Raw genomic sequence first — 24,708 nt, forward strand, 5'->3', positions numbered from 1 at the left:
GACGGCCGCTCCCCGGGGCCCCCGGCCGCCTGGCAGCGGCCCGGGACCCGTGCGAGATTGGGGCATGGACGTCGTGCTGCTGGTCGTCGCGACGTTCCTCCTCGTCAACGTCCTCGCCGGTCTGGTCAGGCTGCTGCGCGGACCCGCCCCCGCCGACCGCATGATCGCCGCGCTGCTCTTCGGGACCACCGGGGTCGGCCTGCTCGCGGTGCTCGCGGAGGTCGCCGAGGTTCCCGCCCTGCGCGACGTCGCCCTGGTCCTGGGGCTGCTCGCCTGCGTGCTGGCGGCCGCGTTCACCAGCCGGCCCCGCCGATCGGCTCCGGACCGGTCGCCGTGACCGACGCCGTGGCCGTGCTCCTGCTGACCGCGGGGGCCCTGTTCTTCACCGCGGGCACGGTGGGCATCCTCCGCTTCCCCGACACGGCCTCCCGGCTGCACGCGCTCACCAAGGCCGACAACGTCGGGCTCGGTCTGCTGCTCGCCGGCCTGGCCGTGCTGGCCGGGCCGGCGGTCGCCCCGAAGCTGGGGCTGATCTGGCTGCTCGTGCTGCTCTCCTCCACGACCACCGCCCAACTGCTCGCCGCCCGTGAGGCGGGCCTGGAGGAGCGCAGGTGACCGGCTGGGCAACCTGGCTGGTCGACGGCGTGCTGGTCACCGGCATCGTCGGCGTGGCCGCCCTCGCCCTCACGGTGCGCGACCGCGTCAGCGCGGTGGCGCTCTTCGTCGTGTTCGGGCTGCTGGTCTCGGCGGGGTACGCCCGCCTGGCGGCGCCCGACATCGCGCTGGCCGAGGCGGCCATCGGCGCCGCGGTCACGGGGGCCCTCCTGCTCGAGGCCGCCCGCCCCCGGACCGCCCCGGACGCGACCCGCCCGCCGATGCCCCGCTCCCGTGCCTGGACCGCCGGCATCGTGGTCGCCGCGACCGGCACCGCGGTCCTGCTGGCCGCCACCGCCGTCCAGCTGCTCGACCGCCCGGCCGGCCGGGGCCTGCTCGACGTCGTCGCCGAGGGCATCCCCGACAGCGGGGTGGCCCATCCCGTGACCGCCGTCCTGCTGGCGTTCCGCGCCTACGACACGCTGCTCGAGGTCGTCGTCCTGCTCGTCGCCGCGCTGGTGGCCCTCGCCCTGCTGCCGGGGCGGGACCTCGCCGCGGTGCCGCCTCCGGCCCCGCCGCCCGCCCCGCTGCCCTTCCTCGTGCGCGTCCTCGTGCCCGTGGGCGTCGTGGTCGCCGGCTGGCTGGTGTTCGTCGGCTCCTACGAGCCCGGCGGCGCCTTCCAGGGCGGGACCGTGCTCGCCGGCATCCTGGTGCTGCTGTGGCTGTCCGGCCGCCGGCCGGCGGTGCTGCGCGGAGCGGTCCTGCGCTGGGGCCTGGCGATCGGGACCGTCCTGTTCCTCGGGGTGGGCATCGCGACACTCGTGCTCGGCGGGGGCCTGCTCGACTACGGGCCCGCGGCGACGGGGCTCATCATCGCGATCGAGGTGGCCATCGCCGGTTCGGTGGGCGTGACCCTGGCGGCGCTGTACCTCGCGGAGGAGCCGGTCCCCGACCGGGAGCCCGGGGAGGGCCGGTGACCCGCGACGCGCTCTTCCTCGGCGCCGGGATCGCGGTGGTGGTCCTCGGCCTGATCGGCATGGCGGCCACGCAGGACCTCGTGCGCCGCGTGCTCGCCCTCAACGTCACCGGGACCGGCGTGTTCCTCGTCCTGGCCACGGCCGCCTGGCGCAGCCGGCCGGAGGCTCCGGACCCGGTGCCGCACGCGCTCGTGCTCACCGGGATCGTCGTCGCGGTCAGCGTGACCGCGGTCGCCCTCGCCCTCGCCCGCCGGGTCGAGGCGCTGGACGCCGAGGAGCAGGCGGGCACCGGCCCCGACGACGACGGCGGGGCGGCCGGATGAGCTCGCTCAGCGCGGTCGTCGCGACACCGCTCGCCGGCGTGGTCGTCCTGGCGCTCCTCCGCCGGAACCCCGTGGTGGCCCGGCTGGTGGCGGTGACCACGGCCCTCGCCACCGCCGCCGCCGTCGTCCCGGTCGTCGCCGGTGTCGTCCGCGAGGGGAGCCGCAGCGAGGTCCTCGGGGGCTGGCCCGCGCCGCTCGGTGTCCCGCTCGTGGCCGACGGCCTGTCGGCCGCCCTGCTGGCCATGACGGCGCTGGTCGGGCTGGCCGTCACGGCCTTCGCGGTCGGGGAGCGCCGGGAGGACGCCTTCTGGCCGCTGTGGCTGGCCGCGTGGGCGGCCCTGAACGCCCTCTACGTGTCCGGGGACGCCTTCAACGTCTACGTCGCCCTCGAGGTGCTCGGCCTGGCCGCGGTCGGTCTCGTCGCCCTCGCCGGCGGCGAGGCCCTGCGCGCGGCGCTGCGCTACCTCTTCGTGGCCGTCCTCGGTTCCCTGGCCTACCTGCTGGCCGTGGCCCTGCTCTACGCCGATCGCGGTGGGCTGGAGCTGGCCCTGCTGGCGCGGACGCCGGGGGAGCCGCTGGTCAGCGCGGTGGCGCTCGGCCTGATCACGGTCGGCATGATGCTGAAGACCGCCCTGCTGCCGCTGCACGGCTGGCTGCCCCCGGCCCACGGGGGAGCCCCCGCCCCGGTGAGCCCCATCCTCTCCGCCCTCGTGGTCAAGGGTTCCTTCTACGTCCTCGTGCGGATGTGGCTCACCGTGCTGCCCGACGCGGCCACGCCGCGGGCCGCGCCCTGCTCGGCGCGCTCGGCGGCACCGCTGCGCTGTGGGGTGCGTGGATGGCACTGCGCCAGCACCGGCTCAAGCTCGTCGTCGCCTACTCGACGGTCGCGCAGGTCGGTTACCTGTTCCTGATCTTCCCCCTCGTCCCGACCGACGGCTCGGCCCCGGAGGCCGCCGTCCGGGCCGGCTGGACCGGCGTCCTCACCCTGGCACTGGCCCACGGGGTGGCCAAGGGCGCCATGTTCCTGGCCGCCGGTGCCCTGGCGGCCGGGCACGGCACCGACCGCCTCGACGGACTTCGCGGCGCCGGCGCCCGTCAGCCGCTCAGCGTGGCCGCCTTCGCGCTGGCCGGCATCAGCCTCGCCGGCCTGCCACCGAGCCTCGGCTTCACGGGCAAGTTCCTGGTCCTGCAGTCCAGCACCGGCTCCGGCCAGTGGTGGTGGGCGATCCCGCTGGTCGGCGGCGGCCTGCTCGCCGCTGCGTACGTCGCCCGCGTGGTGCGCGTGACCATCGGTGGCGCGGGCTCGGAGGGGACGGACCCGGTAGCCGCAGGTCCCCGGACGACGGCGCTCGGTGGCGTCGTCGTGCCGCGGTACCGGGAGGTGCCCGCCCTCGTGCTGGCCGTGCTGGCCATCGCCCTCGGCCTGGTCGGCACCACGGTCACCGACCTCGTGGAGCCGGCGCTCCCGGTACCGGCGGGAGCGGTGCCGTGACGGGTCTCGTGCCGCTCGTGCTGCTCGCCACCTCGCTGGTCACCGCGGCCCTGATCTTCCCGATGCGCGAGGAACAGCGCCGCGCCCGGTCCGTGCTCAACCTCACCGGAGCGACCGCGAAGCTGGTGGTGATCGCGGCCGTGGCGGGTCCGGTGCTCGCCGGGGAGCGCTTCACCTGGTCCTCGCCCCTGCTGCCCGGGGTCGACCTCCTGCTGCGCATCGACGAGCTGTCGCTGCTGTTCCTCACGCTGTCGGCGCTGCTGTGGCTGGTCACCACCGTCTACGCCATCGGCTACCTGGAGGACTCCCCGCACCGCAGCCGCTTCTTCGGCTTCTTCAGCCTGTGCGTGACGAGCACCGTCGGCATCGCCCTGGCGGGCAACCTCGTGACCTTCCTGATCTTCTACGAGCTGCTCACCCTCGTCACCTACCCGCTCGTGGCCCACCGGGGGACGCCGGAGGCCCTGGCGGGTGCGCGGACCTACCTGCGCTACACGCTCGGCGGCGGGGCGGTGCTGCTCGTCGGCGTGGCCTGGCTGACGTCGCTGGCGGGCTCGGCCTCGTTCGCCCCCGGCGGCGCCGCCGAGGTGGCGGCCCTGGTCGCCGAGCGCCCGGCGACGATGACGGCGCTGTTCGCCGTCCTCGTCGCGGGGCTGTCGGTCAAGGCCGCCGTGGTTCCGCTGCACGGCTGGCTGCCGCGCGCCATGGTGGCGCCGGCCCCCGTCAGCGCGCTGCTGCACGCGGTCGCGGTCGTCAAGGCGGGCGCCTTCGGCATGGTGCGGCTGATCTACGACGTCTACGGGATCGAGGTGGCGGCCGGCCTCGGCGTGCTGACCCCGCTGGCCGCCCTCGCCGCCGTCACGATCCTCTACGGCTCGGTCCGGGCCCTCACCCAGGACGACCTGAAGAAGCGGCTGGCCTACTCCACCGTCAGCCAGATGTCCTACATCGTGCTGGGGCTGTCGCTCGTGGGCGTCTACTCCACCACCGCGGCCGTGGCCCACCTCGTGCACCAGGGCCTGATGAAGATCACGCTCTTCTTCTGCGCCGGGGCGATCGCCGAGACGCTGCACCTGCACAAGGTCAGCGAGCTCCGCGGCGTGGGACGGCGGATGCCGCTGACCATGACCGCCTTCACGATCGGCGCCCTCGGCATGATGGGCGCACCTCCCGTGGCCGGCTACGTCACCAAGGTCTACCTCGGCCTCGGCGGGCTCGAGGCGGGGCACTGGTGGGTCCTCGCGGTGCTCGCGGCGAGCACGCTGCTCAACGCCGCCTACTTCCTGCCGATCCTCCTCACCGCCTGGTTCCGCGCCCCGGAGCCGCCGGCCGCGACCGCAGCACCCCCGGACCCGCCCGGGCCCGCGCGCCCCGGCCCGGGCTCCCGGCGGCTCGAGGGGTCGGCGATGCTGATCCTGCCCAGCGCCGCCACGGCCCTGCTGGCCCTGGGTGCCGGGCTGCTCGCCGGTGCCGACCAGAGCCCCCTCGGGGTGGCGACCCGGATCGCCGAGCAGGGGTACCCGTGACCGGTCTCTGGGCGGCTGCCCTGCTCGCGCCGCTGCTGCTGGCGGCGGCGGCCACCGCCGCACCCCTGCGGGGCGCCGTCGTGGCGCTGGCCCCGGTGGCGTGCCTGCCGGCCCTGGTCCTCGCCGCGCTCGGCGAGCGGGCCGGCGGGGTGGACCTGCCCTGGCTGCTGCTCGGCACCCGCCTGGAGGTCGACGCCGTCGGTCGCCCGTTGCTGCTGCTCACCGCGCTGCTGTACTGCGTGGCGCTCGCCGCCGGCCGGGTGGAACGCGCCGCCGATCCCCGGAGGGCCGGCTTCACCGGGATCTTCCTGCTCGCCTACACCGGCAACGTCGCCCTCCTGGTGGCGGCCGACGCGATCACCTTCTACGTCGGGTTCACCGTCATGTCCCTCGCCGCCTGGGGGCTGGTGGCGCACACGCGGACGTCCGCGGCACTGCGCGCCGGGCGGGTGTACGTCGGTCTCGCGGTCCTGGGCGAGGTGCTGCTCCTCGCCGGGCTGGTCGCGGCCATGGCCGCGGCGGGCACCCCGCCGACGGGGACGCTGCTGGCGGACCTGCCCGGGGCCGTGGCCGCCGCACCGGGGCGCGAGGTGATCGTGGTGCTCCTGGTGGCCGGCCTCGGGGTGAAGGTGGGGCTGGTGCCGCTGCACGCCTGGCTGCCCCTGGCCCACCCGGCGGCACCGGCACCGGCCAGCGCGGTCCTGTCGGGCGCCATGGTCAAGGCCGGGCTGGTCGGCTGGCTGCGGCTGCTCCCGCTCGGGGAGGCGGCGCTCCCCTTCCTCGGGGGTCTGCTGGTCGGCCTCGGGGTCGCGGGGATCTTCCTCGGCGTCGCCGCCGGTCTCCTGCAGGACGACCCCAAGGTGCAGCTGGCGTACTCGACCGTGAGCCAGATGGGCTTCATCGCGGTCGCCGTCGGGATCGGGCTGCGGGAGCCCGCGCTCGCCGGGACGGCGATCTCCGTGGCCGCCGTGTACGCCGTCGCGCACGGCCTGGCCAAGGGGGCGCTGTTCCTCGCGGTGCCGGTGTGGCACTCCGCCGCCTCCCCCGCCCGCCGGCGGCTGACGCTGGCCGGGGTGGCGGTCGCCGCCCTCGCCCTCGCCGGGCTGGCGCCGCTCGGCGGCTTCGTGGCCAAGTACGGCCTCAAGGAGCTCGCGGACGCCGCCGGGCTCCCCGTGCTGCTGCTCGCCGCCGGTGCGGTCGGGACGACGCTGCTGATGGCCCGGTTCGCCGTGACCCTGGCCGGGGCACCGGTCGACGCGCCCCGGCCGGCAGGCGTCGTGGAGGCGGGCTGGGTGCTGCTGCTGGTGGCAGGCCCGGCGCTGACCTGGCTCGTCGGCACCGGCCTGGCGGACGCGCCCGTCCCCGGGGGGCTCGACGCCTCGACGTGGGACGCGACCTGGCCGGTGCTCCTCGGGGCGGGCCTCGCCGGCGCGGCGGCCACCCGGACCCGGCTCGCCGGCGAGCGGTCTCCCCGCGGGCGTCCCGGCCCCCGGCTGCCGGCCGGGGACGTGGTCGTCGTGCTGGAGCCGGCCACCGTCGGGACGCTGCGGGGGCTGGACGCCGCCGGGCGGCTGCCCGGTGCCGCGGTGGCGGCGGCAGCCGCCCGTACCCGGGGCGCGGCGCCCTCCCTGCAGGTCTGGGGCGACCGGCTGGCGCTGCCGGCCTGGCGGTACCTGGGGCCGCTCAGCCTGGCCACCCTCGTGCTGCTGGTGGCGTTGCTGTGGTGAGCCGGCCCGACCCGACCGCCCGGGTCGTCCTGACCGCGGCCACCGTCCGGGGCGTCCTGCTCGGCGGCGTGTGGTGGGTCGTCGCCGAGGGGTCCGCGGTCGTCGCCTGGCCTCACGCCGCGGCCGTGGTCCTCGCCGCCACCGCGGTCAGCCTCTGGCTGGTGCCCGCCCGGCCCCGGCGTCGGCTCCGGCCGGCCGCGACCCTGTCGTTCGCGGGCTGGTTCGTGTGGACCTAGCTGCGCGGCGGCGCCGACGTGGCGCTGCGCGCGCTCGCGCCACGGGTGCGGCTGGATCCCGACGTGGTCGAGCACCCCCTCCGGCTGCGCTCGCCGTCGGCCGCCGTCGCCCTGGCCGACATCGTCAGCCTGATGCCGGGCACCCTGGCCGTCGCGGTGCTGGAGGACCGCATCGTGCTGCACGTGCTGGACCGCACCGGATCCCTGCTCGAGGAGGTCGCCTCGGCCGAGGAGCGGCTGGCGGCCGCGCTGGGGATGACTCTGACCCAGCCCGGACCGGATGAGACGCGCCGGGGCGCCGGGTGCACATCGCCCTCCACCGGTCGCCCCGCTCGACGGGCGTCGCGTCAGCCCGTGGACTCGCGGGGGGTGAGCAGCCAGTCGATGCGGCGGCGCACGTCCGCGCTGTTCAGAGCGGGGTCCAGGAGGCGTTCCATCTCGAAGCCCCGGACCACGTTCAGGATGGTGCGCGCCCCCTCGACCGGACGCGGCAGCCCCGCGGCCTCGAGGTCAGCAGCGGTGATGGCGATCCAGCGGGCGTCCCAGGCCCGCACGTCGGCCGCGAGCTCGTCGTGCCCGGAGGCGTAGAGCAGCAGCTCGTGTTCGGCGCGGACCAGCCGCTCGTCCGTGAACTCCCGCCCGATCGCCTCCTCGACGAACCTACCGAGCCGTTCGACCGGGTCGTCGGTGGTGCTGCGCGCCCGCTCCGCGATGCGGAGCAGCCACCGGTCGCCGCGTTCCAGGTAGAAGCGCAGGGCGCTGTGCAGCAGCTCGTCGCGGGATCCGAAGTGATGGGTGGTCGTGCCGGGGGACACCCCGGCGCGTTCGGCGACCCGGCGGTGCGTGACGGCATCGATGCCGCGTTCCGCCGCGATCTCCAGGACCGCGAGCAGAACCGCTTCGCGGGCGGAACCGCGGGGGCGTGCGGCGCGAGCGTCGACCATGGGACGCCACACTACTTGACGGGCGTACGGCTCAATCGTAAGAATGTACGAGACCGCTCATGGCTCCGGTCGGCGGTGAGAAGGCACCGCACACATCCCCCATCCGGGGAGGCATCATGGACGAACCTCGTGTCGTGGTCTCGGCGCGGCAGGAGAGATGGCCGGCAGCGGCGTGCGCTGGCTGGCCGGTTCCGGGAACGAGGTCCACCTCGAGCTGTACGACGTGGACGCGCGCGGCCTGGACGCGCTGGTGGCGACCCTGCCCTGCCCGCCGGCGATCGCTGACCGCATCGATCTGTTCGACGGCGCACGGCTCAGGGAGGCCATCTCCGGCGCGGCGCTGGTCGTGCTGGGCGCCGGCCCGTACCTGCGGACCGCGGCGCCGGTCATGCGGGCCTGCGTCGACCTCGGGGTGGACTACCTCGACATCGACGACGACATCGAGAGCACCCAGGAGGCGCTCGCGCTCCACGCTGCCGCGCAGGACGCCGGGATGGCGTTGCACGTGGGCTGCGGTGCGTCCCCGGGGATGTCGAACCTGCTGGCCGTCGACGCCGCCGCCCAGCTCGACGAGGTCGAGACCATCGACGTGTGCTGGGTGAGCGGCGACGAGGGCGCCCGTCCCTACGGCGCAGCGGTGCTCGAGCACGCCTTCCACATCAGCGCCGGTGACACGCTCACGTGGCGGGACGGGGGGCCGGTGACCGTTCCGGCGTTCACCGCGACCGAGGTCTTCTCGCTGGGTGGCGATCTCGGCGACTACCGCTTGTACGAGACGGCCCATCCCGAGGTGGTCACCCTGCCGCGGCGCTACCCCCGCGTCCGGTCCGTCCGGGTGATGGGTGGCCTGCACCCCCAGCCGGTCAACGGTCTGGTCCGTGGCATCGCACTCGCCGTCCACGACGGTCGCCTCACGATGCCGGAGGCCATCGCCTGGTTCCAGGCCGTGCTCCGGGACGAGTCCGCTCCGCTGCGCGGCTGGCGGTACGCGATCGCCGGCATGCTCGGCCAGGTCCGCCGCGGCGAGTGCTCGCCGCAGGAGGTCGGACGGTTCCTGCTCGCCGGTCTGCGTCACCAGCACGAGCCCTACCGGGGAGCGCTGATGGCCCGGGCGACAGGCGTGCGGTCCGGTGAACCGGCCACGGCGATCGTCCGCACTCCCACGGGCGGACCGGACTCGCCGTTCGCGTCGTCGATGAGCCGCGTCACCGGCGCCTGCCTCGCCGCCTTCGTCGCACTCGCGCTCGACCGACGGGGCGTGCACCGCGGCGCGGTCGCGCCCGAGGACTGGGTCGAGCCTGCGACGTTCTACGCCGCGCTCGAAGAGCTCGGCGTCCCGCGGCACGAGTTCCTCGCGCCCGAGACCGTCGCGGCCTGATCACCCCCTGCTCAGGAGCGACGCGGCCGCGCCCGGACGCAGCGAGAGCCCGCCGGATCCCGGCGGGCTCTCGCAGTGGGTGGGCAAGGGGGGAGTTGAACCCCCACGTCCTCTCGGACACACGGACCTGAACCGTGCGCGTCTGCCATTCCGCCACTTGCCCGGACGCACGACGACATTAGCAGTCCGGTGCGGCGGTCCCCGGCAGGGGGTGCGGAGCCGGGGAGGCGTGCGTCGCTGACCGGTCACCCGCCGCGCACACGGCTACGATCACGGGTGGACCGCACATCGGCGCCGGACGAGCCTGGAGGAGCGACTGTGGGTGTGCTGCAGCGCTTCGAGCGGCGGCTGGAGGGGATGGTCGGGCTGGCGTTCGCCCGGCTGTTCAAGGGCAAGGTGCACCCGGCCGAGATCGCCAAGGCCCTGACCCGGGAGGCCGACGAGCAGCGCTCGGTGCTGGGCGAGGGCCGGGTCCTCGCCCCCAACGTCTACGACGTCCGGCTGGGCCGGGCCGACTTCGACAACCTGGCCGAGTGGTCCGAGCAGCTGGCCGCCGAGCTCGCCGACATGGTCGCCGAGCACATCGCCGGCGAGGGCTACCAGCTCTTCGGCGAGGTGCAGGTGCGCCTCGAGCTCGACGAGTCGCTGCCCACCGGCGTGTTCGAGGTGGGGTCGCACGTCGCCGACCCCGCCCGGCCGGCCTCGCGGGCCGATGCCCTCGGCGTCGGTCCCGGCGTCCCCCCGCTCACCGGCGAGGGCGTGCCCCCGCTGCCGCCGCTGCGCGGCCGGATGGCCACCGACACCGGCCGGCAGCACCCGTCCTCCGTCGTCGGCCGCGCCGGCACCAAGCCCGGCGTGACGCACGTGCTCGTCGTCGACGGACCGGGGACCCGGCACGAGCTGACCACCGGCCGCAACGTCCTGGGCCGCGGCACCGACGCCGACATCCGGCTGCCCGACACCGGCGTCAGCCGCAAGCACGCCGACGTGGTGCTGGACGGCGGCACGGCGCACGTCGAGGACCTGGGCTCCACCAACGGCACCCTGGTGAACGGCCGCCGGATCACCCGTCAGGCGCTGGCCGACGGCGACGTCATCCGGATCGGTCACTCCGTGCTGGTCTACCGGCAGGACGGCGGCGCGTGAGCGGGCTGGACCGTTCACCCGGGACGGCGACGCCGTGACGGCCGAGATCGTCCTGCAGATCTTCCGGTTCGGCTTCCTGCTGCTGCTCTGGTTGTTCATCTTCGCCGCGTTCCGGGTGGTCCGCGCCGACCTGTTCGGCGGCCGGGCGGGCCGGGTCACGGCCGTTCCCCCGCGCGCCGTCGTCCCCGGCCGGCGCAAGGGCAAGGGCCCCAAGACGCTCGTGGTGACCGCCGGCCCCCTGGCCGGCACGCGGATCACCCTCGGCGACCAGCCGATCCTCATCGGCCGGGCCGACGACTCCACGCTCGTGCTCACCGACGACTTCGCCAGCTCCCGGCACGCCCGGCTGACCAACAGGGGCGGCCAGTGGTACGTCGAGGACCTGGGCTCCACCAACGGCACCTTCCTGGACCAGCAGCGCGTGCAGGGGCCGCTGCTCGTGGCCCCCGGCCAGCCGATCCGGATCGGCCAGACCGCCCTGGAGCTGCGGTCGTGAGCCCCGACACCGACGGGAGCGGCTCCCGATGAGCCTCGTGCTGCGCTACGCAGCCCGGTCCGACCGCGGCCTGGTCCGCGGCAACAACCAGGACTCGGTCTACGCCGGCCCGCGCCTGCTCGCGGTCGCCGACGGCATGGGCGGTCACGCGGCCGGCGACGTGGCCAGCAAGGTGGTCATCGCCGCGCTCGAGCACCTCGACGAGGACGCCCCGCCCAGCGACATGCTGCAGGCGCTGCGCGCCGCGGTGTTCGACGGCAGCGAGCACCTGCGCGAGGTGATCCGGGAGTCCCCGCAGCTGGAGGGCATGGGCACCACGCTCACCGCCGTCCTGTTCGCCGGCGGCCGGCTGGCGCTGTGCCACGTCGGCGACTCGCGCGCCTACCTGCTGCGCGACGGCGAGCTGAGCCAGATCACCCACGACGACACGTTCGTGCAGACGCTGATCGACGACGGCCGCATCACGCAGGAGGAGGCCAACCACCACCCCCAGCGCTCGCTGCTGCTGCGTGCGCTCAACGGGCAGGACGTCGACCCCGACCTGTCGATGCGCGAGGCCCGGGCCGGCGACCGCTACCTGCTGTGCTCCGACGGCCTGTCCGGGGTGGTCAGCGAGGAGACGATCGCCACCACGCTGCAGGACCCGGACCCGCAGTCCTGCGCCGACCGGCTCATCGAGCTGGCGCTGCGCAGCGGCGGCCCGGACAACATCACCGTGATCGTCGCCGACGTGGTGGAGGACGACGGTTCCGGCGCCCTCGTCGAGCCGGTGGTCGACGGCGCGGCCGGGGCGAACGTCGGCCAGCGCGCCGTCGACCCGAACTCCGCGGCCGGCCGGGCCGCGCTGCACGACCCGCCGCCGGCCCCCCCGCCGCCCGCTCCGGTGAGCACCGCACCGCCGTCGGACCGCCGCCGCGGTCGCCGGCGCTGGTGGTACGCGCTGGTCGCCCTGGTCGTGCTGGCCGCCGCCGGGGTCGGGGCCTACGCCTGGGTCCTCGACCACTGGTTCGTCGGGGTCGACGAGGAGAGCGACACCGTCGCCGTCTTCCGCGGCATCAACGCCTCCGTCCTCGGCCTGGACCTCTACCGGCAGGAGACCGACTCCGGGATCGCCGTCGCGGACCTCAGCTCCGACCTGCGGGCCAAGGTGGCCGACGGGATCACCGTCGACGACCGGACGGCCGCCGACGACCGGGTCGAGATGCTGCGCGAGCAGTCCCTGCCGTTGTGCCGGCCCGAGCCGACGTCGAGCGCGACGCCGACGACGGCGCCCACCACGACGGCGGCCCCGTCGCCCCTCCCCGGGGACCCCGGCGCCGCCCCGACCGGTCCGGGCGAGTCCCTGGCCACCCCCGGCGCGCCGACGTCCGCCACGCCCACGCCCTCGCGGACCTCCCCGTCGTCCGAACCGGGACGGGACTGCCGGGAGGCGGAGTGATGGCCGGCCCGACCACCGACCCCCGGTCGGCCGGATCGGGCGGCGCCTCCGGCACGACGCCGACGCGGCGGGGGACCGAGCTGGCGATGCTCGGCTTCGCCGTCCTCATCACGCTCGCCGCCCAGTCGATCGTCGACATCACCCTGACCGGCGCGCTGCGGCCGGAGCTGGCCGCGTTCGGCGGCTGGTTCACCGCCCTGTGGGCCGTCATGCACGTGGTGGTGCGCCGGTTCGCGCCCTACGCCGACCCCCTGCTGCTGCCCGCCGTGGCGCTGCTCTCCGGCCTCGGGCTGACCATGATCCACCGGCTCGACCTGGCCGCCGACCAGGTCGGGTCCACCGTCACCCGCGAGGACGCGCCGGTCCAGCTGGTGTGGGCCACCCTCGGCGTGGTCCTGTTCGTCGCCGTCCTCGTCGTCGTGCGCGACCACCGGCTGCTCTCGCGGCTGGCCTACACCCTCGGTCTGGTCGGCCTGGCGCTGCTCGCCCTGCCCGCGGTGCTGCCCGCGTCGATCTCCGAGGTGAACGGCGCCAAGATCTGGATCCGCGTCGCCGGGTTCAGCATCCAGCCGGGCGAGTTCGCGAAGATCCTGCTGATCGTCTTCTTCGCCGCCTACCTCGTGGACAAGCGCGACGTCCTCGCCCTGGCCAGCCGGCGGGTGATGGGCCTCGAGCTCCCCCGCGGCCGCGACCTGGGCCCCGTGCTGGTCGTGTGGATGATGTCGATCCTCGTCCTCGTCTTCCAGCGCGACCTGGGCAGCTCGCTGCTGCTGTTCGGGATCTTCGTCGTCATGCTCTACATCGCCACGGAGCGGTCCAGCTGGCTGGTCATCGGCGTCGGGCTGTTCGGCGCCGGGGCGTTCCTGGCCTACCAGCTGTTCGGGCACGTACGGGTGCGCGTCGACACCTGGATCGACCCGTTCGCCTACCGCGACACCGGCGGCTACCAGATGGTCCAGTCGCTGTTCGGGCTCGGCACCGGCGGGCTCTTCGGCGCCGGCCTGGGCGGGGGCCGCCCCGACGAGGTGCCGGTGGCCAAGAGCGACTTCATCGCCGCCGCGATCGGCGAGGAGCTCGGCCTGTTCGGCCTGGTGGCGGTCATCCTCCTGTACCTGGTGCTCGTCGAGCGCGGCCTGCGAAGCTCGCTGATCGTCCGGGACGCGTTCGGCAAGCTGCTGGCCGCCGGCCTGGCCTTCGCGATCGCCTGGCAGGTGTTCGTCGTCCTCGGCGGCGTGACCGGGCTGCTCCCGCTGACCGGCCTGACCACGCCGTTCGTCGCCTACGGCGGCTCGTCGCTCGTGGCGAACTTCGCGCTGCTGGCCGTCCTCGTGCGGATCAGCGACGCCGCCCGCCGCCCGGCCGCCCCGCCGGCGCCCCCGGGGGCGCCGGCCCGCGCCACCTTCGTCGACGCCCCGACCGAGGTGGTCCGGCCGTGAACGCCCCGCTGCGCCGGGTGGCGATCAGCGTGCTCGTGCTGTTCACCCTGCTGATCGTCAACGTCAACTACATCCAGGTCGTCCGCTCCGACGAGCTGCGCTCCGATGCCGGCAACCGCCGGGTGATCATCGAGGAGTACGGGCGCCAGCGCGGCTCGATCGTCGTCGCCGGGAACGAGATCGCCCTGTCGGTGGAGACCGGCGGCGACCTGACGTTCCTGCGCCAGTACCCGCAGGGTCCGCTGTACGCGGGCGTCACCGGCTACTACTCCTACCTCTACGGCGCCAGCGGCATCGAGCGGGCCGAGAACGACGTGCTCACCGGCGACGACGCCCGGTTGCTCACCCAGCGGCTCAGCGACATCTTCACCGGACGCGACCCCTCCGGCGGGGACGTCGTCCTCACCCTGGACCCCGCCGTCCAGGAGGCCGCGATGGCCGGCCTGGAGGGCGTCACCGGCGCCGTCGTCGCGCTCGACCCCTCCACCGGCGCCGTCCTGGCCCTGGCGAGCACGCCGACCTACGACCCCAACCTGCTGTCCAGCCACGACGGCGCGGCCGTCCGCGACTACGCCGCCCAGCTCGAGGCCGCCGAGCGGGACCCGCGCCTGAACCGGGCGATCCGGGACAACTACCCGCCCGGCTCGGTCTTCAAGGTGGTCGTGTCGGCGGCGGCCCTGTCCACCGGCGACTACACCCCCGACACGGTGATCCCCGCGCCCGACGTGCTCACCCTGCCCGGCACGTCCACCACGCTGCAGAACTTCGGCGGCTCGCGGTGCAGCGCCGGCGGCGAGCAGCCGCTCATCGACGCGCTGACGATCTCCTGCAACACGGCGTTCGCGCTGCTGGGCATCGAGCTCGGCGAGGACCGGATCCGGGAGGCCGCCGAGGCGTTCGGCATGGACGGCGAGGGGCTGCAGATCCCGATGCCGACGGTGGGCAGCTCGGTGGGTGACCCGGAGAACGACGCCCAGCTCGGCGTGAGCTCGATCGGCCAGCAGGACGTCCGGATGACCCCGCTGCAGGCCGCCATGGTGGCCGCCGCGGTCGCCAACGACGGCACCCTGATGGCGCCGTACCTCGTCGACCAGCTGCGCGCGCCCGACCTGCGGGTCATCGAGCAGACGGACCCCGACGAGCTCTCCGAGGCGGTCAGCCCGGAGGTGGCCGACCAGCTGACCGAGATGATGGTCAGCGTCGTCGCCAACGGGAGCGGTCGCGCCGCCCGCATCAGCGGCATCGACGTCGCGGGCAAGACGGGGACCGCGGAGAACGCCGGCCCCGACCACAACTGGTTCATCGGCTTCGCCCCGGCGGACGACCCGCAGATCGCCGTGGCGGTCTTCGTGGCCAACGGCGGGGGTACGGGAGGCGACGTGTCCGCGCCGATCGCCCGCCAGGTGATGCAGGCCCACCTGGCCGGGGAGGGCTGATGGCGCTGTCCACCGGCACCGTCCTCGCCGGGCGGTACGAGATCACGTCCCCCATCGCCACCGGCGGCATGGGGGAGGTGTGGCGGGCGCGCGACCGGGTGCTCGACCGCGAGGTCGCCGCCAAGGTGCTGCGCAGCGAGTTCACCGGCGACCCGAGCTTCGTGGCCCGGTTCCGCAACGAGGCGCGGCACACCGCGGCGTTGTCGCACCCGAACATCGCCTCGGTCTACGACTACGGCGAGGCCGACGACGAGCGCAACCCCGGCCAGCGGCTGGCGTTCCTCGTCATGGAGCTGGTCGAGGGCCAGCCGCTGGTAACGATCCTGCACGAGGAGGGCCGGCTCCCGGTCGACTGGACGCTGCACGTCCTCGGCCAGTCCGCCGACGGCCTGTCCGCCGCCCACGCCGCGGGCGTCGTCCACCGCGACATCAAGCCCGGCAACCTCATCGTGCGCCCCGACGGCGTGGTGAAGCTGACCGACTTCGGCATCGCCCGCGCCCGCGACGCCACGCCGCTGACCCGCACCGGAATGGTCGTCGGCACCGCCCAGTACCTCTCCCCCGAGCAGGCCCAGGGCTTCGAGGTCACCTCCGCCTCCGACGTGTACAGCCTCGGCGTCGTCGGCTACGAGTGCCTCACCGGCTCCCGGCCCTTCGACGGCACCTCGCAGGTCGCCATCGCCCTCGCGCACATCAACCGGCCGCCCCCGCCGCTGCCGGGTGACGTGCCGCGCGCCGTCCGGCAGCTGCTGGAGCGGGCACTGCAGAAGGACCCCGGCGACCGGTTCACCGACGGCGCGGCCTTCGCCGCGGCCATCCGCGCGGTGGCCGCCGCCGTCGGCGACGGGCTGCCGCCAGGTACGGGGGTCGCAGCCGCCGCTGCGGCCACGCAGGTCGTGGACATGCCCGAGGACGCGACGGCCGGGCACCCGGCGGGTGGGGACGAGCCGACGACGCAGGTCCTCGACGCCGCGCCGGTGGCCGCCGCGGGCGCCACCGGCGCGCACACCGCGGCGCGCCCGATGCCGCCGCTGCAGGGCCCGCCCACCGGGTCCGACGCCTGGGACGGCGACGCGCCGGACGGCGCCCCCGCCGGCCGCGGACGCCGCCGGCTGTGGCTGCTCGCGGCCCTGGCGCTGGTCGCCGTGCTGGCCGGGCTGGCCTGGATCCTCTTCGGCGGCGAGGACGCCGGCGGCGGCGGCACGACCGCCCGCACCAGCGCGCCCGCCTCGGCGCCGGACACGGGACCGGCGTCGGCGGCCCAGCTCGCGTTCGACCCGGCCGCCCTGCTCGGCCGGGACGCCGACGAGGTCGCCGCGGAGCTGGAGGCGCGCGGGTTCACCGCCGTCGCCCGGGAGGACGCGTCGGCCGACCAGCTGGCCGGCTACGGTGCCGCGCTCGCGGCCGGCGAGGTCGCCGCCGTCGCCCCGGCCGGGGGCCGGCTCGCCGCCGACACCCCGATCACCCTCTACGTCGCCGCGGAGGGCTACGCACCCCCGGCGCCCGGCACCGGCGGGGGAGGCGGCGAGACCGGCGGCGGAGGCGCGGAGGAGGGCGGCGGCGCACCACCGGCGACCAGCGCGGCGCCGACCCCCAGCAGCCCGGCCCCACCGCCGCCGACGACCACCGTGCCGACCACCGCCACCACACCGACCACGCCGACCACACCGACCGCCCCGACCTCGCCCACCACCCAGCCGGGGACCACCCTCCCGCCACCGCCGGCCAGCGAGGAGCCGCCGCCGGGCGACGCCGGGGCTGCCGGTTCCCCTGTGGCGCAGGGTGCGGCGGGGTGAGGGACCCCGCTCGCGCCGTCCCGAACCGCTCCGGACCGCTGGATACGCTCCCCGGCGGGCCCGTCCAGAGGCGCGGGCTCCTCCCCTGCCCCGCCCGAGAGGACCGTCGATGACCACCCCCCAGGTGCTCGGTGAGCGCTACGAGATCGGCGGGGTGCTCGGCCGCGGCGGCATGGCCGAGGTGCACCGCGGCCGGGACCTGCGGCTCGGCCGCGAGGTCGCCGTCAAGGTGCTGCGCCACGACCTGGCCCGCGACCCGTCCTTCCAGGTCCGGTTCCGCCGCGAGGCCCAGGCCGCCGCGTCGCTGAACCACCCGGCGATCGTCGCCGTCTACGACACCGGCGAGGACCGCGGGCCCACGGGGAACACCCCGTACATCGTCATGGAGTACGTCGAGGGCGAGACCCTGCGCGACGTGCTGCGCCGGGAGGGCGTTCTCCCCCCGGAGCGGGCGATGAGCCTGTCCGCCGACATCTGCGGCGCCCTGGACTTCAGCCACCGCAACGGCATCGTCCACCGGGACGTGAAGCCGGGGAACGTGATGATCACGCCGGCCGGCTCGGTCAAGGTGATGGACTTCGGCATCGCCCGGGCGGTCTCGGACTCCGCGGCCACGATGACCTCCACGGCCGCCGTCATCGGCACCGCCCAGTACCTCTCCCCGGAGCAGGCCCGGGGTGAGGGCGTCGACGCCCGCTCGGACGTCTACTCCCTCGGCTGCCTGCTCTACGAACTGGTCACCGGGGCGCCGCCGTTCACCGGCGACTCCCCGGTGTCGGTGGCCTACCAGCACGTCCGCGAGGACCCGCGGCTGCCGTCGTCGATCAACCCGGCCATCCCGCCGGAGCTGGACTCGATCCTGCTCAAGGCCATGAGCAAGAACCCGGCCAACCGCTACCAGTCGGCCGCCGAGATGCGCAACGACCTGCTCCGGGCCCTCGCCGGGCAGCAGGTCGAGGCCACCCCGGTCATGGGGGCCGCCGAGCGCACCGCCGTCATCGGCGCGGTCCCGCCGGGCTCCGGCGCCGACGACTGGGACGACGACGAGGCCGCCCGCCGCCGCAAGCGGAACCGGATCATCGCCGCCGTCGTCGGTGCGCTGGTGCTCGTCGCCGCCGTCGTCGGGATCGCCCTCGCCCTGGGCGGCGAGGACGAGGACCCGCCGCCGACCACCGCGACCGTGACGGTGCCGGCGAACCTGGTGGGCCTGACCGAGGCCGACGCCCGGGCCGCCATCGAGGAGGCCGGGCTGGTCGTCGACGAGGTGACCACGCAGGAGGTCTCCGACGAGGCGCAGGTGGGCCTGGTCCAGAGCACCACCCCCGGCAGCGGCGCGGAGGTCGAGGAGGGCAGCGAGGTCGACCTGGTCGTCGGCGTCGGCCCCGACACCGTGACCGTGCCGCCGGTGGTCAACCAGACCGAGGACGCCGCCCGGACGCTGCTCGAGAACGCCGGTTTCACGGGGAACGTGAACCGGGACGAGGTCGACGCCCTGGCGCCCGAGGGCACCGTCGTCGCCGTCGACCCCACCGTCGGCCGGCAGGTCGCCCCCGACACGACGGTGACCCTGTCGGTGTCCGACGGCGACGCGCCGATCCCGGCGGTCTCCGGTGACCAGGCCGCCGCCACGCAGACCCTGCGCGGCGCCGGTTTCACCAACATCACCGTCGAGCAGGTCGAGGACGCCGCCCCCGCGGGCAGCGTGCTCGGCACGACGCCCGGGGCCGGGACGCAGGCCACCGCGGAGAGCGAGATCGTCCTGCGGGTGTCCACCGGTCCCGCCGAGCCCGAGACCGTCGCCGTGCCGAACGTGGTCGACCAGCCCCAGCAGGCCGCCGAGGCCACGCTCCGGTCGGCCGGCTTCGACGTGCGCGTCGAGCAGCGGGACAGCGACCAGGCGGACGTCGGGATCGTCATCGCGCAGAGCCCGTCGCCGTCGGCCCAGGCCGAGCCGGGGAGCACGGTCACCATCACCGTCGGCCGCGCCCCCGGTGGCGGTGGCGGCGGCGCGACGACGCCGCCCGGGGGCGGCAACGGCGGCGGCTGACCCGCCGGCCAGGACGCAGCGAGGGCCCCACCCGGTCGGGTGGGGCCCTCGCTGCGTCTCCGGGTCAGGCGCTGACGGTCGACAGCCGGCGGGCGCCGGCGGCGGCCGCCTCGACGAGGGCGGGATCGGGCGCCTGGCCGCAGGCCGCGAGCCACGTGGCGAGCATCTGGTGCCCGCCCTCGGTGAGCACCGACTCCGGGTGGAACTGGACGCCCTCGATCGGCAGCTCGCGGTGGCGCAGGGCCATGACGATGCCCGACGGGGTGTGCCCGGTGACCTCGAGCTCGTCGGGCACGGTGGCGCGGTCGACGGCCAGCGAGTGGTAGCGCGTGGCGGTGAAGGGCGAGGGGAGCCCGGAGAGGACGCCGACGCCGTCGTGCAGCACCTCGCTGGTCTTGCCGTGCAGCAGCTCCGGCGCGCGCACGACCTCGGCACCGAAGGCCTCGGCGACGGCCTGGTGCCCCAGGCAGACGCCCAGCACCGGCGTGCCGGCCTGCGCGGCGGCCCGCACCATCGGCACCGTCACGCCCGCGTCGGCGGGGGTGCCCGGGCCCGGGGACAGCAGGACCCCGGCGACGTCGAGGCCGGCCAGCTCGTCGACGGTCACCGCGTCGTTGCGCCGCACGATGCAGCGCACCCCGAGCTGCCCCAGGTACTGGACGAGGTTGTAGACGAAGCTGTCGAAGTTGTCGACGACGAGGACCGGCCTGCTCACGGCTCCTGTGTACCAGCGGGCGGCGGCGCCCGGGACCTCAGCGGACCGGGGTGGCGTGCGCCATGACCGGGGTGCCGCTGTGGGCGGGGAGCTCGATCGTGTCCGATCCGCGCACGGAGAAGGTGAGCCCGAACGCGGCCACCGCGTCCTGGAACACGCCGACCTGGGGTGAGGCCGCCAGCTGGTCGACGAACGCCTGCTGGTCCCCGATCGCGGTGATCACGAACGGCGGCGAGTACGTCCGCCCCTCGAGCAGCAGCACGTTGCCCACGCAGCGGACGGCGCTCGTGGCGATGAGCCGCTGGTCCATGATCGCCACGCCGTCGGCCCCGCCCGCCCACAGCGCGTTGACCACGGCCTGCACGTCGGACTGGTGGATGACGACGTCGTCCGGGCGGGCGCCGTTGGGCAGCGAGCCGTCCGGCCGGCGCGGGGCGTCGTCGAGCACGATCCGCACACCGGCCCCGGTGAGCGCCACCATGCCGGCCGACAGCATCTGCCCCTGCGCGTCCCCCTGCGCGTCGGCCACCGCCGTCTCGCGGGTGGCCACCTGGTCGATCAGCCGGTCCACCCGGGCCTGCAACTGCTCGGCCTCGGCGGACTGCTCGGCCAGCGCCGCGCGGCGCTGGGCGATCAGCCCGGAGAGCTCGATGATCTCCCCGCCGCGCAGGTCGGTCCCCCGCGCGGTCTGCCCGGAGGTGGCGAACAGCAGGCCGGCGGCCAGCGCCACCACCGGCACCAGCGCCACCCAGGCCGTGCGCCGGCCCGGACGCCACGACCGGACCGGCCGGCGGCCGCCGGGCGCGCCACGGACGGCGGAGAGGCGGTCGCGGAGCACGGGCACCTCCTGGCGCGGCGGGCGGGGCGGGCTCCCCGCGGGGGGCGGGTCACCGGCGTCGGTGGCCCATCATCCGCCCCCCGGAGCTTAGGCTGGGGACAGATCCGGCCGGTGGACGCCGGCCGGTGCCCGGAGGGAGCAGCAGCGGTGCCGAAGTCCAAGGTGCGCAAGAAGTCGGTCTACACACCACCCCCGTCGGTCTTGCAGCCCGGCTCCGCCTCCCGCGCCGCCGCGCCCAGCCCGCGCTGGTACGCCCCGCTCATGGTGGGGCTGATGCTCATCGGCCTGCTGTGGATCGTCGTCTACTACGTGGCCGGCGAGGACATCCCGTTCATGGTCGACCTGGGCGCCTGGAACTTCGCGATCGGCTTCGGCGCGATGGTGGCCGGCCTGATCATGTCGATGCGCTGGCGCTGAAGAAGGACCCCGTCCGCCTCACCCCTCGCTCGCTCGGGGTGAGCCTCTGGACGGGGCCGCGGCCGAGGCCCTCGTCCCCACCGGGGACGGGGGCCTCGCTGCTTCTGCACGCCCCGCGGGTCCGGGGACGTGTGCACAGCGGCCCGGGTTGTCCACAGGTCGACTCGGCGCTGGATACCCAGGGTTGTCCACCGCATGTGGAGTACGCATGTTCGACTGCGCGCCGCTGACCTGCGATTTCCACCGCGATGGGACGGATGTGACGAGGAGGACGCAGGCGTAACTACACCCCTGTGCTTCTGTCCCCAGCTGTGTACCCAGCTGTGGAGAAGTCGACATGGCGAGCCCGGCGGGCCGCTGACCTGCGGCGGAGCACTACCCCGGGCGCCCGCCGGGCACACCCGGACGGCCCGTCGTGACCCAGGTGCGGGAGGCTGGGGACGTGGAGTGGTCGGCACGCCCGGGGACCGTCGCCGCGCTGGCGGGATCGGGGATCGTCCTGGGCGCGTCCGCCGTGCTGCTCGACCCGGTCGGACAGGTGCTCGTCGGCGCGGCCGCGCTGCTCCTGCTCGTGCTGGCCGGCCGCGCCGCGCTGCTGCGCCCCCGGGTCTCCACCTCGCCCGCCGGCGTCGTCGTCCGCGGGCTGGGCGGACGCCGGGAGCTGCCGTGGGCGGCGCTGCGCGTGCGGGTCCGGGACACCCGCCGCTGGGGGCTGCGGTCGCGGCTGCTCGAGCTGGACACGGCGCGCGGGCCGGACGAGGCCGGTGACCTGGTCCTGCTGAGCCGCTGGGAGCTCGGCGCGGACCCCGGGGACGTCGCGCGGGCGCTGGAGGCCGGTCGCCCGGCCTGAGCGCAGCCCTACAGGACGGTGAGCGGTGCCGTCGCCGTCAGGGCGGTGACGGCCAGGACGGCGGTCAGCAGCAGCAGGCCCAGGACCTGCAGCTCGGTCCGCCGGCGGGCGAGGACGACGACGCCGGCGGCCAGGAGCCCGGCGACGAGCCCGCCGAGGTGGCCCAGCAGCGAGATGCCCGGGACGAGCACGCTGATGGCCAGGTTGAGGACCAGCAGGGTGACGATGCCGCGGACGTCGCCCCGCTGGGTCACCGCCAGCACCGCGAACGCGCCCATGAGACCCCAGATCGCGCCCGACGCGCCGGCGACGGGGACGAGCGGATCGCCGAAGAGCAGGACCGCGACCGATCCGCCGAGCGCGGCCAGCAGGTACACCGCGAGGTAGCGCCAGCGGCCGAACGCGCGCTCGAGCTCCGAGCCGAACAGCAGCAGGGCGAGCATGTTGAGCGCCAGGTGCGTGATGCCGATGTGCAGGAACGCCGAGGTGATCAGCCGCCAGTCCTCGCCGCCCAGCTGCACCAGGACCGGCGCCAGCTGCAGGTCGGCGAAGAGGTCGGAGCGGTAGTTGTCGAACGGGTCGATCCGGTCGAGCCCGGCCGAGATCGCCGTGGCGACGAAGACCGCGACGTTGAGCGCGATCAGCGAGAGGGTGACGGCGCCCCAGCGCCGCCCCGCGGTGCGGGTGGCCGGCGCCCGGCGGGGAGCGCGCACCGAGGCCTGCCCGGCACGGAGGCACTCGGGGCACTGGAAGCCCACCGAGGCCGACGTCATGCACTCCGGGCAGATGGGCCGGCCGCACCGGACGCAGGAGACGCCGGTGGCCCGGTCGGGGTGCCGGTAGCAGGTGGCCGCCGGAGGCACGGGCGGGGGCTCCTCGCCCCGGCCCGCGCCTCCGGGCACGGGTGGCTGGGTCAGCTGCGCTGCACCTCGACCGACTCGATGACGACGTCCTCGACGGGGCGGTCCTGCCGGCCGGTCGCCACGGTGGCGATCCGGTCGACGACGTCGCGGCCGGCCTGGTCGGCCACCTCGCCGAAGATCGTGTGCTTGCGGTTCAGGTGCGGGGTCGGGCCCACCGTGATGAAGAACTGGGAGCCGTTCGTGCCGGGGCCGGCGTTGGCCATGGCCAGCAGGTAGGGCTTGCTGAAGGTGAGCTCCGGGTGGAACTCGTCACCGAACTGGTAGCCCGGGCCGCCGAAGCCCTGCCCCAGCGGGTCGCCGCCCTGGATCATGAAGCCGGAGATCACGCGGTGGAAGATCGTGCCGTCGTAGAGCCGGTCGGTCGTCTTCTCGCGGGTCGCCGGGTGGGTCCACTCGCGCCGGCCCTCGGCGAGGTCGGCGAAGTTGGCCACGGTCTTGGGCGCGTGGTCGGGGAACAGGTCGACGGTGATGTCACCGTGGTTGGTGTGCAGCACGGCACGCCGGGCGGGAGAGGTCGCTTCGGTCACGACTCCACTCTCCCACCGCTCCGCCCGCCGGGGGGTACCCGGGCGGGCGCCGGGGGACGCCCGGGAGGAGCAGCCGTCGTATGTTGCCGGGCATGCGGGCCGCCGTCGCAGCAGAGGTCGCGGGACCGGTCGAGGGCGAGCGCGCGCCGTACGGCGCGCCACCGGACGAGGTCCTCGCGGCGCGCGGCTACGTCTCCGAGGAGTTCCTCCTCGGCGGCGAAGCCGCCGCCTACCGCCACCCCGAGGAGGTGCCGCCGAGCGCCGACGGCGTCTGGGCGGCCGAGGCCGTCGCCGCCGCCCCGTACCGGACGCGGCTGCTCGTCGTCCGCCCGCGGGACGCCGCGGCGTTCAGCGGCACGGTGTTCCTGGAGTGGCAGAACGTCTCGGCCGGGGTGGAGCAGCCCGCGCCGACCGGGGGCGAGGTCTACCGCGGCCACGCCTGGGTCGGTGTCAGCGCCCAGGTGGCCGGGCTCTACGGCACGCCCCGGCGGCGCAGCCGGGCGTCACGCCGGGCCCCGCTGCTGGACGCCGACCCGGAGCGCTACGGCGTCCTGTTCCACCCCGGCGAGCCCGCGTGCTTCGACATCTTCTCCGCGGCGGCGCTCGCCGTGGGGCCGGCTCGCTCGACCGCCGTCGACCCGCTGGGTGGGCTCCCGGTGGGCCGGGTCGTCGCCACGGGGGGCTCGCAGTCGGCGATGCGGCTGTGCGCCTACGCCGACGCCGTCCACCCGTCGCACCGGGTCGTCGACGCCTTCCTGCTGTCGGTCTGGGAGGGCCGGGCACCGCAGCTGGACGCCGACGCCGACCCGCTCTACCGGCGCACCACGGTGCGCGAGGACCTCGGCGTGCCGCTGCTGGTCGTCAACAGCGAGTTCGAGGTGACCGCGACCGCGCCGCTGGCGCTGCACGACACCCCGCTGCGCCGGATCTGGGAGGTCACCGGCACGCCGCACGCCATCGGGCGGCCGCTCCCTCCGGCGCCGGCCGGTGAGTGGGGAGCCAACCCGGTCAGCTGGCGGCCGGTGCACGAGGCCGCGATGCGGGCGGTGCACACCTGGCTCGCCCACGGCGTCGCGCCGCTCGCGCAGCCACGGGTGACCCTCGCCGGCCGGCCGGTCCCGCGGATCGTGCGCGGCGAGGACGGCAACGCCTGGGGCGGGATCCGGGTGCCGGAGATCGCGGTGCCCGTGGCCGAGCACCGCGGCCGCAAGGGCGGCACCGGGCACCCGCCGGTCCACGGCGGGCGGCGGGCCTTCCCCGAGGCGCTCCTCAGGAGGCTGTACCGCTCACGCGACGACTACGCGCAGCAGTGGCTGGACGCCGTGGAGGACCTGCTCTCGGCCGGCGTCGTCCTGCCCGAGGACGCCCCGGCGATGCGGGAGCGGGCAGCGGTGGTGGCGGCGGGCCTGCCCCTGCCCTGACGACGGCGGGCGCAGCGCTCCGGCG

General features: G+C 75.5%; 25 protein-coding genes, 1 tRNA gene and 1 pseudogene. 21 read left to right on the forward strand and 6 right to left on the reverse strand.

Features of this window, described 5'->3' with window-relative positions; translation table 11 throughout:
* Positions 1-64 precede the first annotated feature (64 nt).
* The 10 genes and pseudogenes from ACK586_RS05000 to ACK586_RS05045 all read left to right on the forward strand — a co-directional run.
* On the forward strand, positions 65-337 hold the full coding sequence (locus tag ACK586_RS05000; protein ID WP_409329354.1) for an MrpF/PhaF family protein: 273 nt from the start codon (positions 65-67) through the stop codon (positions 335-337).
* Positions 334-615, forward strand: a complete 282-nt coding sequence (locus ACK586_RS05005; protein ID WP_409329355.1) for a cation:proton antiporter — start codon at positions 334-336, stop codon at positions 613-615. Before ACK586_RS05000 ends, ACK586_RS05005 begins: the two co-directional genes overlap by 4 nt.
* Positions 612-1,571, forward strand: coding sequence for a hydrogenase subunit MbhD domain-containing protein (locus ACK586_RS05010; RefSeq protein ID WP_409329356.1), 960 nt, complete (start codon positions 612-614; stop codon positions 1,569-1,571). The genes ACK586_RS05005 and ACK586_RS05010 overlap by 4 nt, the downstream gene beginning before the upstream one ends.
* A complete protein-coding gene (locus ACK586_RS05015; RefSeq protein WP_409329357.1) occupies positions 1,568-1,894 on the forward strand; it encodes an NADH-quinone oxidoreductase subunit K in 327 nt (108 codons plus the stop codon). Before ACK586_RS05010 ends, ACK586_RS05015 begins: the two co-directional genes overlap by 4 nt.
* Positions 1,891-2,805 carry a complex I subunit 5 family protein gene (locus tag ACK586_RS05020; protein WP_409329358.1) on the forward strand — a complete coding sequence of 305 codons (915 nt, stop codon included), beginning with the start codon at positions 1,891-1,893 and terminating at the stop codon, positions 2,803-2,805. Before ACK586_RS05015 ends, ACK586_RS05020 begins: the two co-directional genes overlap by 4 nt.
* Complete coding sequence (locus ACK586_RS05025; protein WP_409329359.1) at positions 2,730-3,386, forward strand: proton-conducting transporter transmembrane domain-containing protein; 657 nt, start codon at positions 2,730-2,732, stop codon at positions 3,384-3,386. Before ACK586_RS05020 ends, ACK586_RS05025 begins: the two co-directional genes overlap by 76 nt.
* Positions 3,383-4,912, forward strand: a complete 1,530-nt coding sequence (locus ACK586_RS05030) for a complex I subunit 5 family protein (RefSeq protein ID WP_409329360.1) — start codon at positions 3,383-3,385, stop codon at positions 4,910-4,912. The genes ACK586_RS05025 and ACK586_RS05030 overlap by 4 nt, the downstream gene beginning before the upstream one ends.
* Entirely contained in the window at positions 4,909-6,639 is a 1,731-nt protein-coding gene (locus tag ACK586_RS05035; protein ID WP_409329361.1) for a proton-conducting transporter transmembrane domain-containing protein, read from the forward strand. Before ACK586_RS05030 ends, ACK586_RS05035 begins: the two co-directional genes overlap by 4 nt.
* Complete coding sequence (locus tag ACK586_RS05040) at positions 6,636-6,875, forward strand: hypothetical protein (protein WP_409329362.1); 240 nt, start codon at positions 6,636-6,638, stop codon at positions 6,873-6,875. The genes ACK586_RS05035 and ACK586_RS05040 overlap by 4 nt, the downstream gene beginning before the upstream one ends.
* Positions 6,876-7,067: pseudogene (locus ACK586_RS05045) on the forward strand (Na+/H+ antiporter subunit E); the annotation flags it as partial.
* 155 nt (positions 7,068-7,222) lie between these two features.
* Here the strand turns inward: ACK586_RS05045 and ACK586_RS05050 are convergent.
* Positions 7,223-7,819: a TetR/AcrR family transcriptional regulator gene (locus ACK586_RS05050; RefSeq protein WP_409329363.1), complete on the reverse strand. Its 597-nt coding sequence runs from the start codon at positions 7,817-7,819 to the stop codon at positions 7,223-7,225.
* Between the two features lie 94 nt (positions 7,820-7,913).
* On the opposite strand from ACK586_RS05050, the gene ACK586_RS05055 reads away from it, so the two are divergent.
* Positions 7,914-9,197, forward strand: coding sequence for a saccharopine dehydrogenase family protein (locus tag ACK586_RS05055; protein WP_409329467.1), 1,284 nt, complete (start codon positions 7,914-7,916; stop codon positions 9,195-9,197).
* Positions 9,198-9,277: 80 nt separating this feature from the next.
* Here the strand turns inward: ACK586_RS05055 and ACK586_RS05060 are convergent.
* Positions 9,278-9,360: transfer RNA gene (locus ACK586_RS05060), tRNA-Leu, on the reverse strand.
* A 155-nt stretch (positions 9,361-9,515) separates the two neighbouring features.
* Between ACK586_RS05060 and ACK586_RS05065 the strand changes: the two genes are divergently transcribed.
* The 7 genes from ACK586_RS05065 (at position 9,516) to pknB (ending at position 18,992) form a co-directional block, all read left to right on the forward strand.
* Positions 9,516-10,343, forward strand: coding sequence for an FHA domain-containing protein (locus ACK586_RS05065; RefSeq protein ID WP_409329364.1), 828 nt, complete (start codon positions 9,516-9,518; stop codon positions 10,341-10,343).
* Between the two features lie 34 nt (positions 10,344-10,377).
* Complete coding sequence (locus ACK586_RS05070; protein ID WP_409329365.1) at positions 10,378-10,839, forward strand: FHA domain-containing protein FhaB/FipA; 462 nt, start codon at positions 10,378-10,380, stop codon at positions 10,837-10,839.
* A gap of 28 nt (positions 10,840-10,867) precedes the next feature.
* Complete coding sequence (locus ACK586_RS05075) at positions 10,868-12,277, forward strand: PP2C family protein-serine/threonine phosphatase (protein ID WP_409329366.1); 1,410 nt, start codon at positions 10,868-10,870, stop codon at positions 12,275-12,277.
* Complete coding sequence (locus ACK586_RS05080) at positions 12,277-13,713, forward strand: FtsW/RodA/SpoVE family cell cycle protein (protein WP_409329367.1); 1,437 nt, start codon at positions 12,277-12,279, stop codon at positions 13,711-13,713. Before ACK586_RS05075 ends, ACK586_RS05080 begins: the two co-directional genes overlap by 1 nt.
* A complete protein-coding gene (locus tag ACK586_RS05085) occupies positions 13,710-15,149 on the forward strand; it encodes a peptidoglycan D,D-transpeptidase FtsI family protein (RefSeq protein ID WP_409329368.1) in 1,440 nt (479 codons plus the stop codon). Before ACK586_RS05080 ends, ACK586_RS05085 begins: the two co-directional genes overlap by 4 nt.
* The gene (locus ACK586_RS05090; RefSeq protein ID WP_409329369.1) at positions 15,149-16,945 is read left to right on the forward strand and encodes a serine/threonine-protein kinase; all 1,797 of its coding nucleotides are present in this window, start codon (positions 15,149-15,151) and stop codon (positions 16,943-16,945) included. The genes ACK586_RS05085 and ACK586_RS05090 overlap by 1 nt, the downstream gene beginning before the upstream one ends.
* Positions 16,946-17,054: 109 nt before the next feature.
* Positions 17,055-18,992 carry a Stk1 family PASTA domain-containing Ser/Thr kinase gene (gene pknB, locus ACK586_RS05095; protein ID WP_409329370.1) on the forward strand — a complete coding sequence of 646 codons (1,938 nt, stop codon included), beginning with the start codon at positions 17,055-17,057 and terminating at the stop codon, positions 18,990-18,992.
* Between the two features lie 64 nt (positions 18,993-19,056).
* Here the strand turns inward: pknB and ACK586_RS05100 are convergent, their stop codons facing one another.
* On the reverse strand, positions 19,057-19,707 hold the full coding sequence (locus tag ACK586_RS05100; RefSeq protein ID WP_409329371.1) for an aminodeoxychorismate/anthranilate synthase component II: 651 nt from the start codon (positions 19,705-19,707) through the stop codon (positions 19,057-19,059).
* Positions 19,708-19,744: 37 nt separating this feature from the next.
* The gene (locus ACK586_RS05105) at positions 19,745-20,545 is read right to left on the reverse strand and encodes a DUF881 domain-containing protein (protein ID WP_409329372.1); all 801 of its coding nucleotides are present in this window, start codon (positions 20,543-20,545) and stop codon (positions 19,745-19,747) included.
* A gap of 147 nt (positions 20,546-20,692) precedes the next feature.
* Here ACK586_RS05105 and crgA point away from each other — a divergent pair, with 147 nt between their 5' ends.
* Both crgA and ACK586_RS05115 read left to right on the forward strand, forming a co-directional pair.
* A complete protein-coding gene (crgA, locus tag ACK586_RS05110; protein ID WP_409329373.1) occupies positions 20,693-20,962 on the forward strand; it encodes a cell division protein CrgA in 270 nt (89 codons plus the stop codon).
* Between the two features lie 442 nt (positions 20,963-21,404).
* A complete protein-coding gene (locus ACK586_RS05115) occupies positions 21,405-21,812 on the forward strand; it encodes a PH domain-containing protein (protein WP_409329374.1) in 408 nt (135 codons plus the stop codon).
* Between the two features lie 8 nt (positions 21,813-21,820).
* Here the strand turns inward: ACK586_RS05115 and ACK586_RS05120 are convergent, their stop codons facing one another.
* Both ACK586_RS05120 and ACK586_RS05125 read right to left on the reverse strand, forming a co-directional pair.
* Complete coding sequence (locus ACK586_RS05120) at positions 21,821-22,675, reverse strand: rhomboid family intramembrane serine protease (protein WP_409329375.1); 855 nt, start codon at positions 22,673-22,675, stop codon at positions 21,821-21,823.
* Between the two features lie 50 nt (positions 22,676-22,725).
* A complete protein-coding gene (locus ACK586_RS05125) occupies positions 22,726-23,262 on the reverse strand; it encodes a peptidylprolyl isomerase (RefSeq protein ID WP_409329376.1) in 537 nt (178 codons plus the stop codon).
* Positions 23,263-23,354: 92 nt separating this feature from the next.
* Between ACK586_RS05125 and ACK586_RS05130 the strand changes: the two genes are divergently transcribed.
* Complete coding sequence (locus ACK586_RS05130) at positions 23,355-24,683, forward strand: alpha/beta hydrolase domain-containing protein (RefSeq protein WP_409329377.1); 1,329 nt, start codon at positions 23,355-23,357, stop codon at positions 24,681-24,683.
* Positions 24,684-24,708 lie beyond the last annotated feature (25 nt).

Source organism: Trujillonella humicola (assembly GCF_046233715.1).
GTDB lineage: Bacteria > Actinomycetota > Actinomycetes > Mycobacteriales > Geodermatophilaceae > Trujillonella > Trujillonella humicola.

Excerpts from the sequence above, each read along its gene's own strand:
- ACK586_RS05000 (WP_409329354.1), top strand. The coding sequence starts at position 65 with ATGGACGTCGTGCTGCTGGTCGTCGCGACGTTCCTCCTCGTCAACGTC.
- ACK586_RS05020 (WP_409329358.1), top strand. The coding sequence starts at position 1,891 with ATGAGCTCGCTCAGCGCGGTCGTCGCGACACCGCTCGCCGGCGTGGTC.
- ACK586_RS05025 (WP_409329359.1), top strand. The coding sequence starts at position 2,730 with ATGGCACTGCGCCAGCACCGGCTCAAGCTCGTCGTCGCCTACTCGACG.
- ACK586_RS05050 (WP_409329363.1), bottom strand. The coding sequence starts at position 7,819 with ATGGTCGACGCTCGCGCCGCACGCCCCCGCGGTTCCGCCCGCGAAGCG.
- ACK586_RS05075 (WP_409329366.1), top strand. The coding sequence starts at position 10,868 with ATGAGCCTCGTGCTGCGCTACGCAGCCCGGTCCGACCGCGGCCTGGTC.
- ACK586_RS05080 (WP_409329367.1), top strand. The coding sequence starts at position 12,277 with ATGGCCGGCCCGACCACCGACCCCCGGTCGGCCGGATCGGGCGGCGCC.
- ACK586_RS05090 (WP_409329369.1), top strand. The coding sequence starts at position 15,149 with ATGGCGCTGTCCACCGGCACCGTCCTCGCCGGGCGGTACGAGATCACG.
- pknB (WP_409329370.1), top strand. The coding sequence starts at position 17,055 with ATGACCACCCCCCAGGTGCTCGGTGAGCGCTACGAGATCGGCGGGGTG.
- ACK586_RS05130 (WP_409329377.1), top strand. The coding sequence starts at position 23,355 with ATGCGGGCCGCCGTCGCAGCAGAGGTCGCGGGACCGGTCGAGGGCGAG.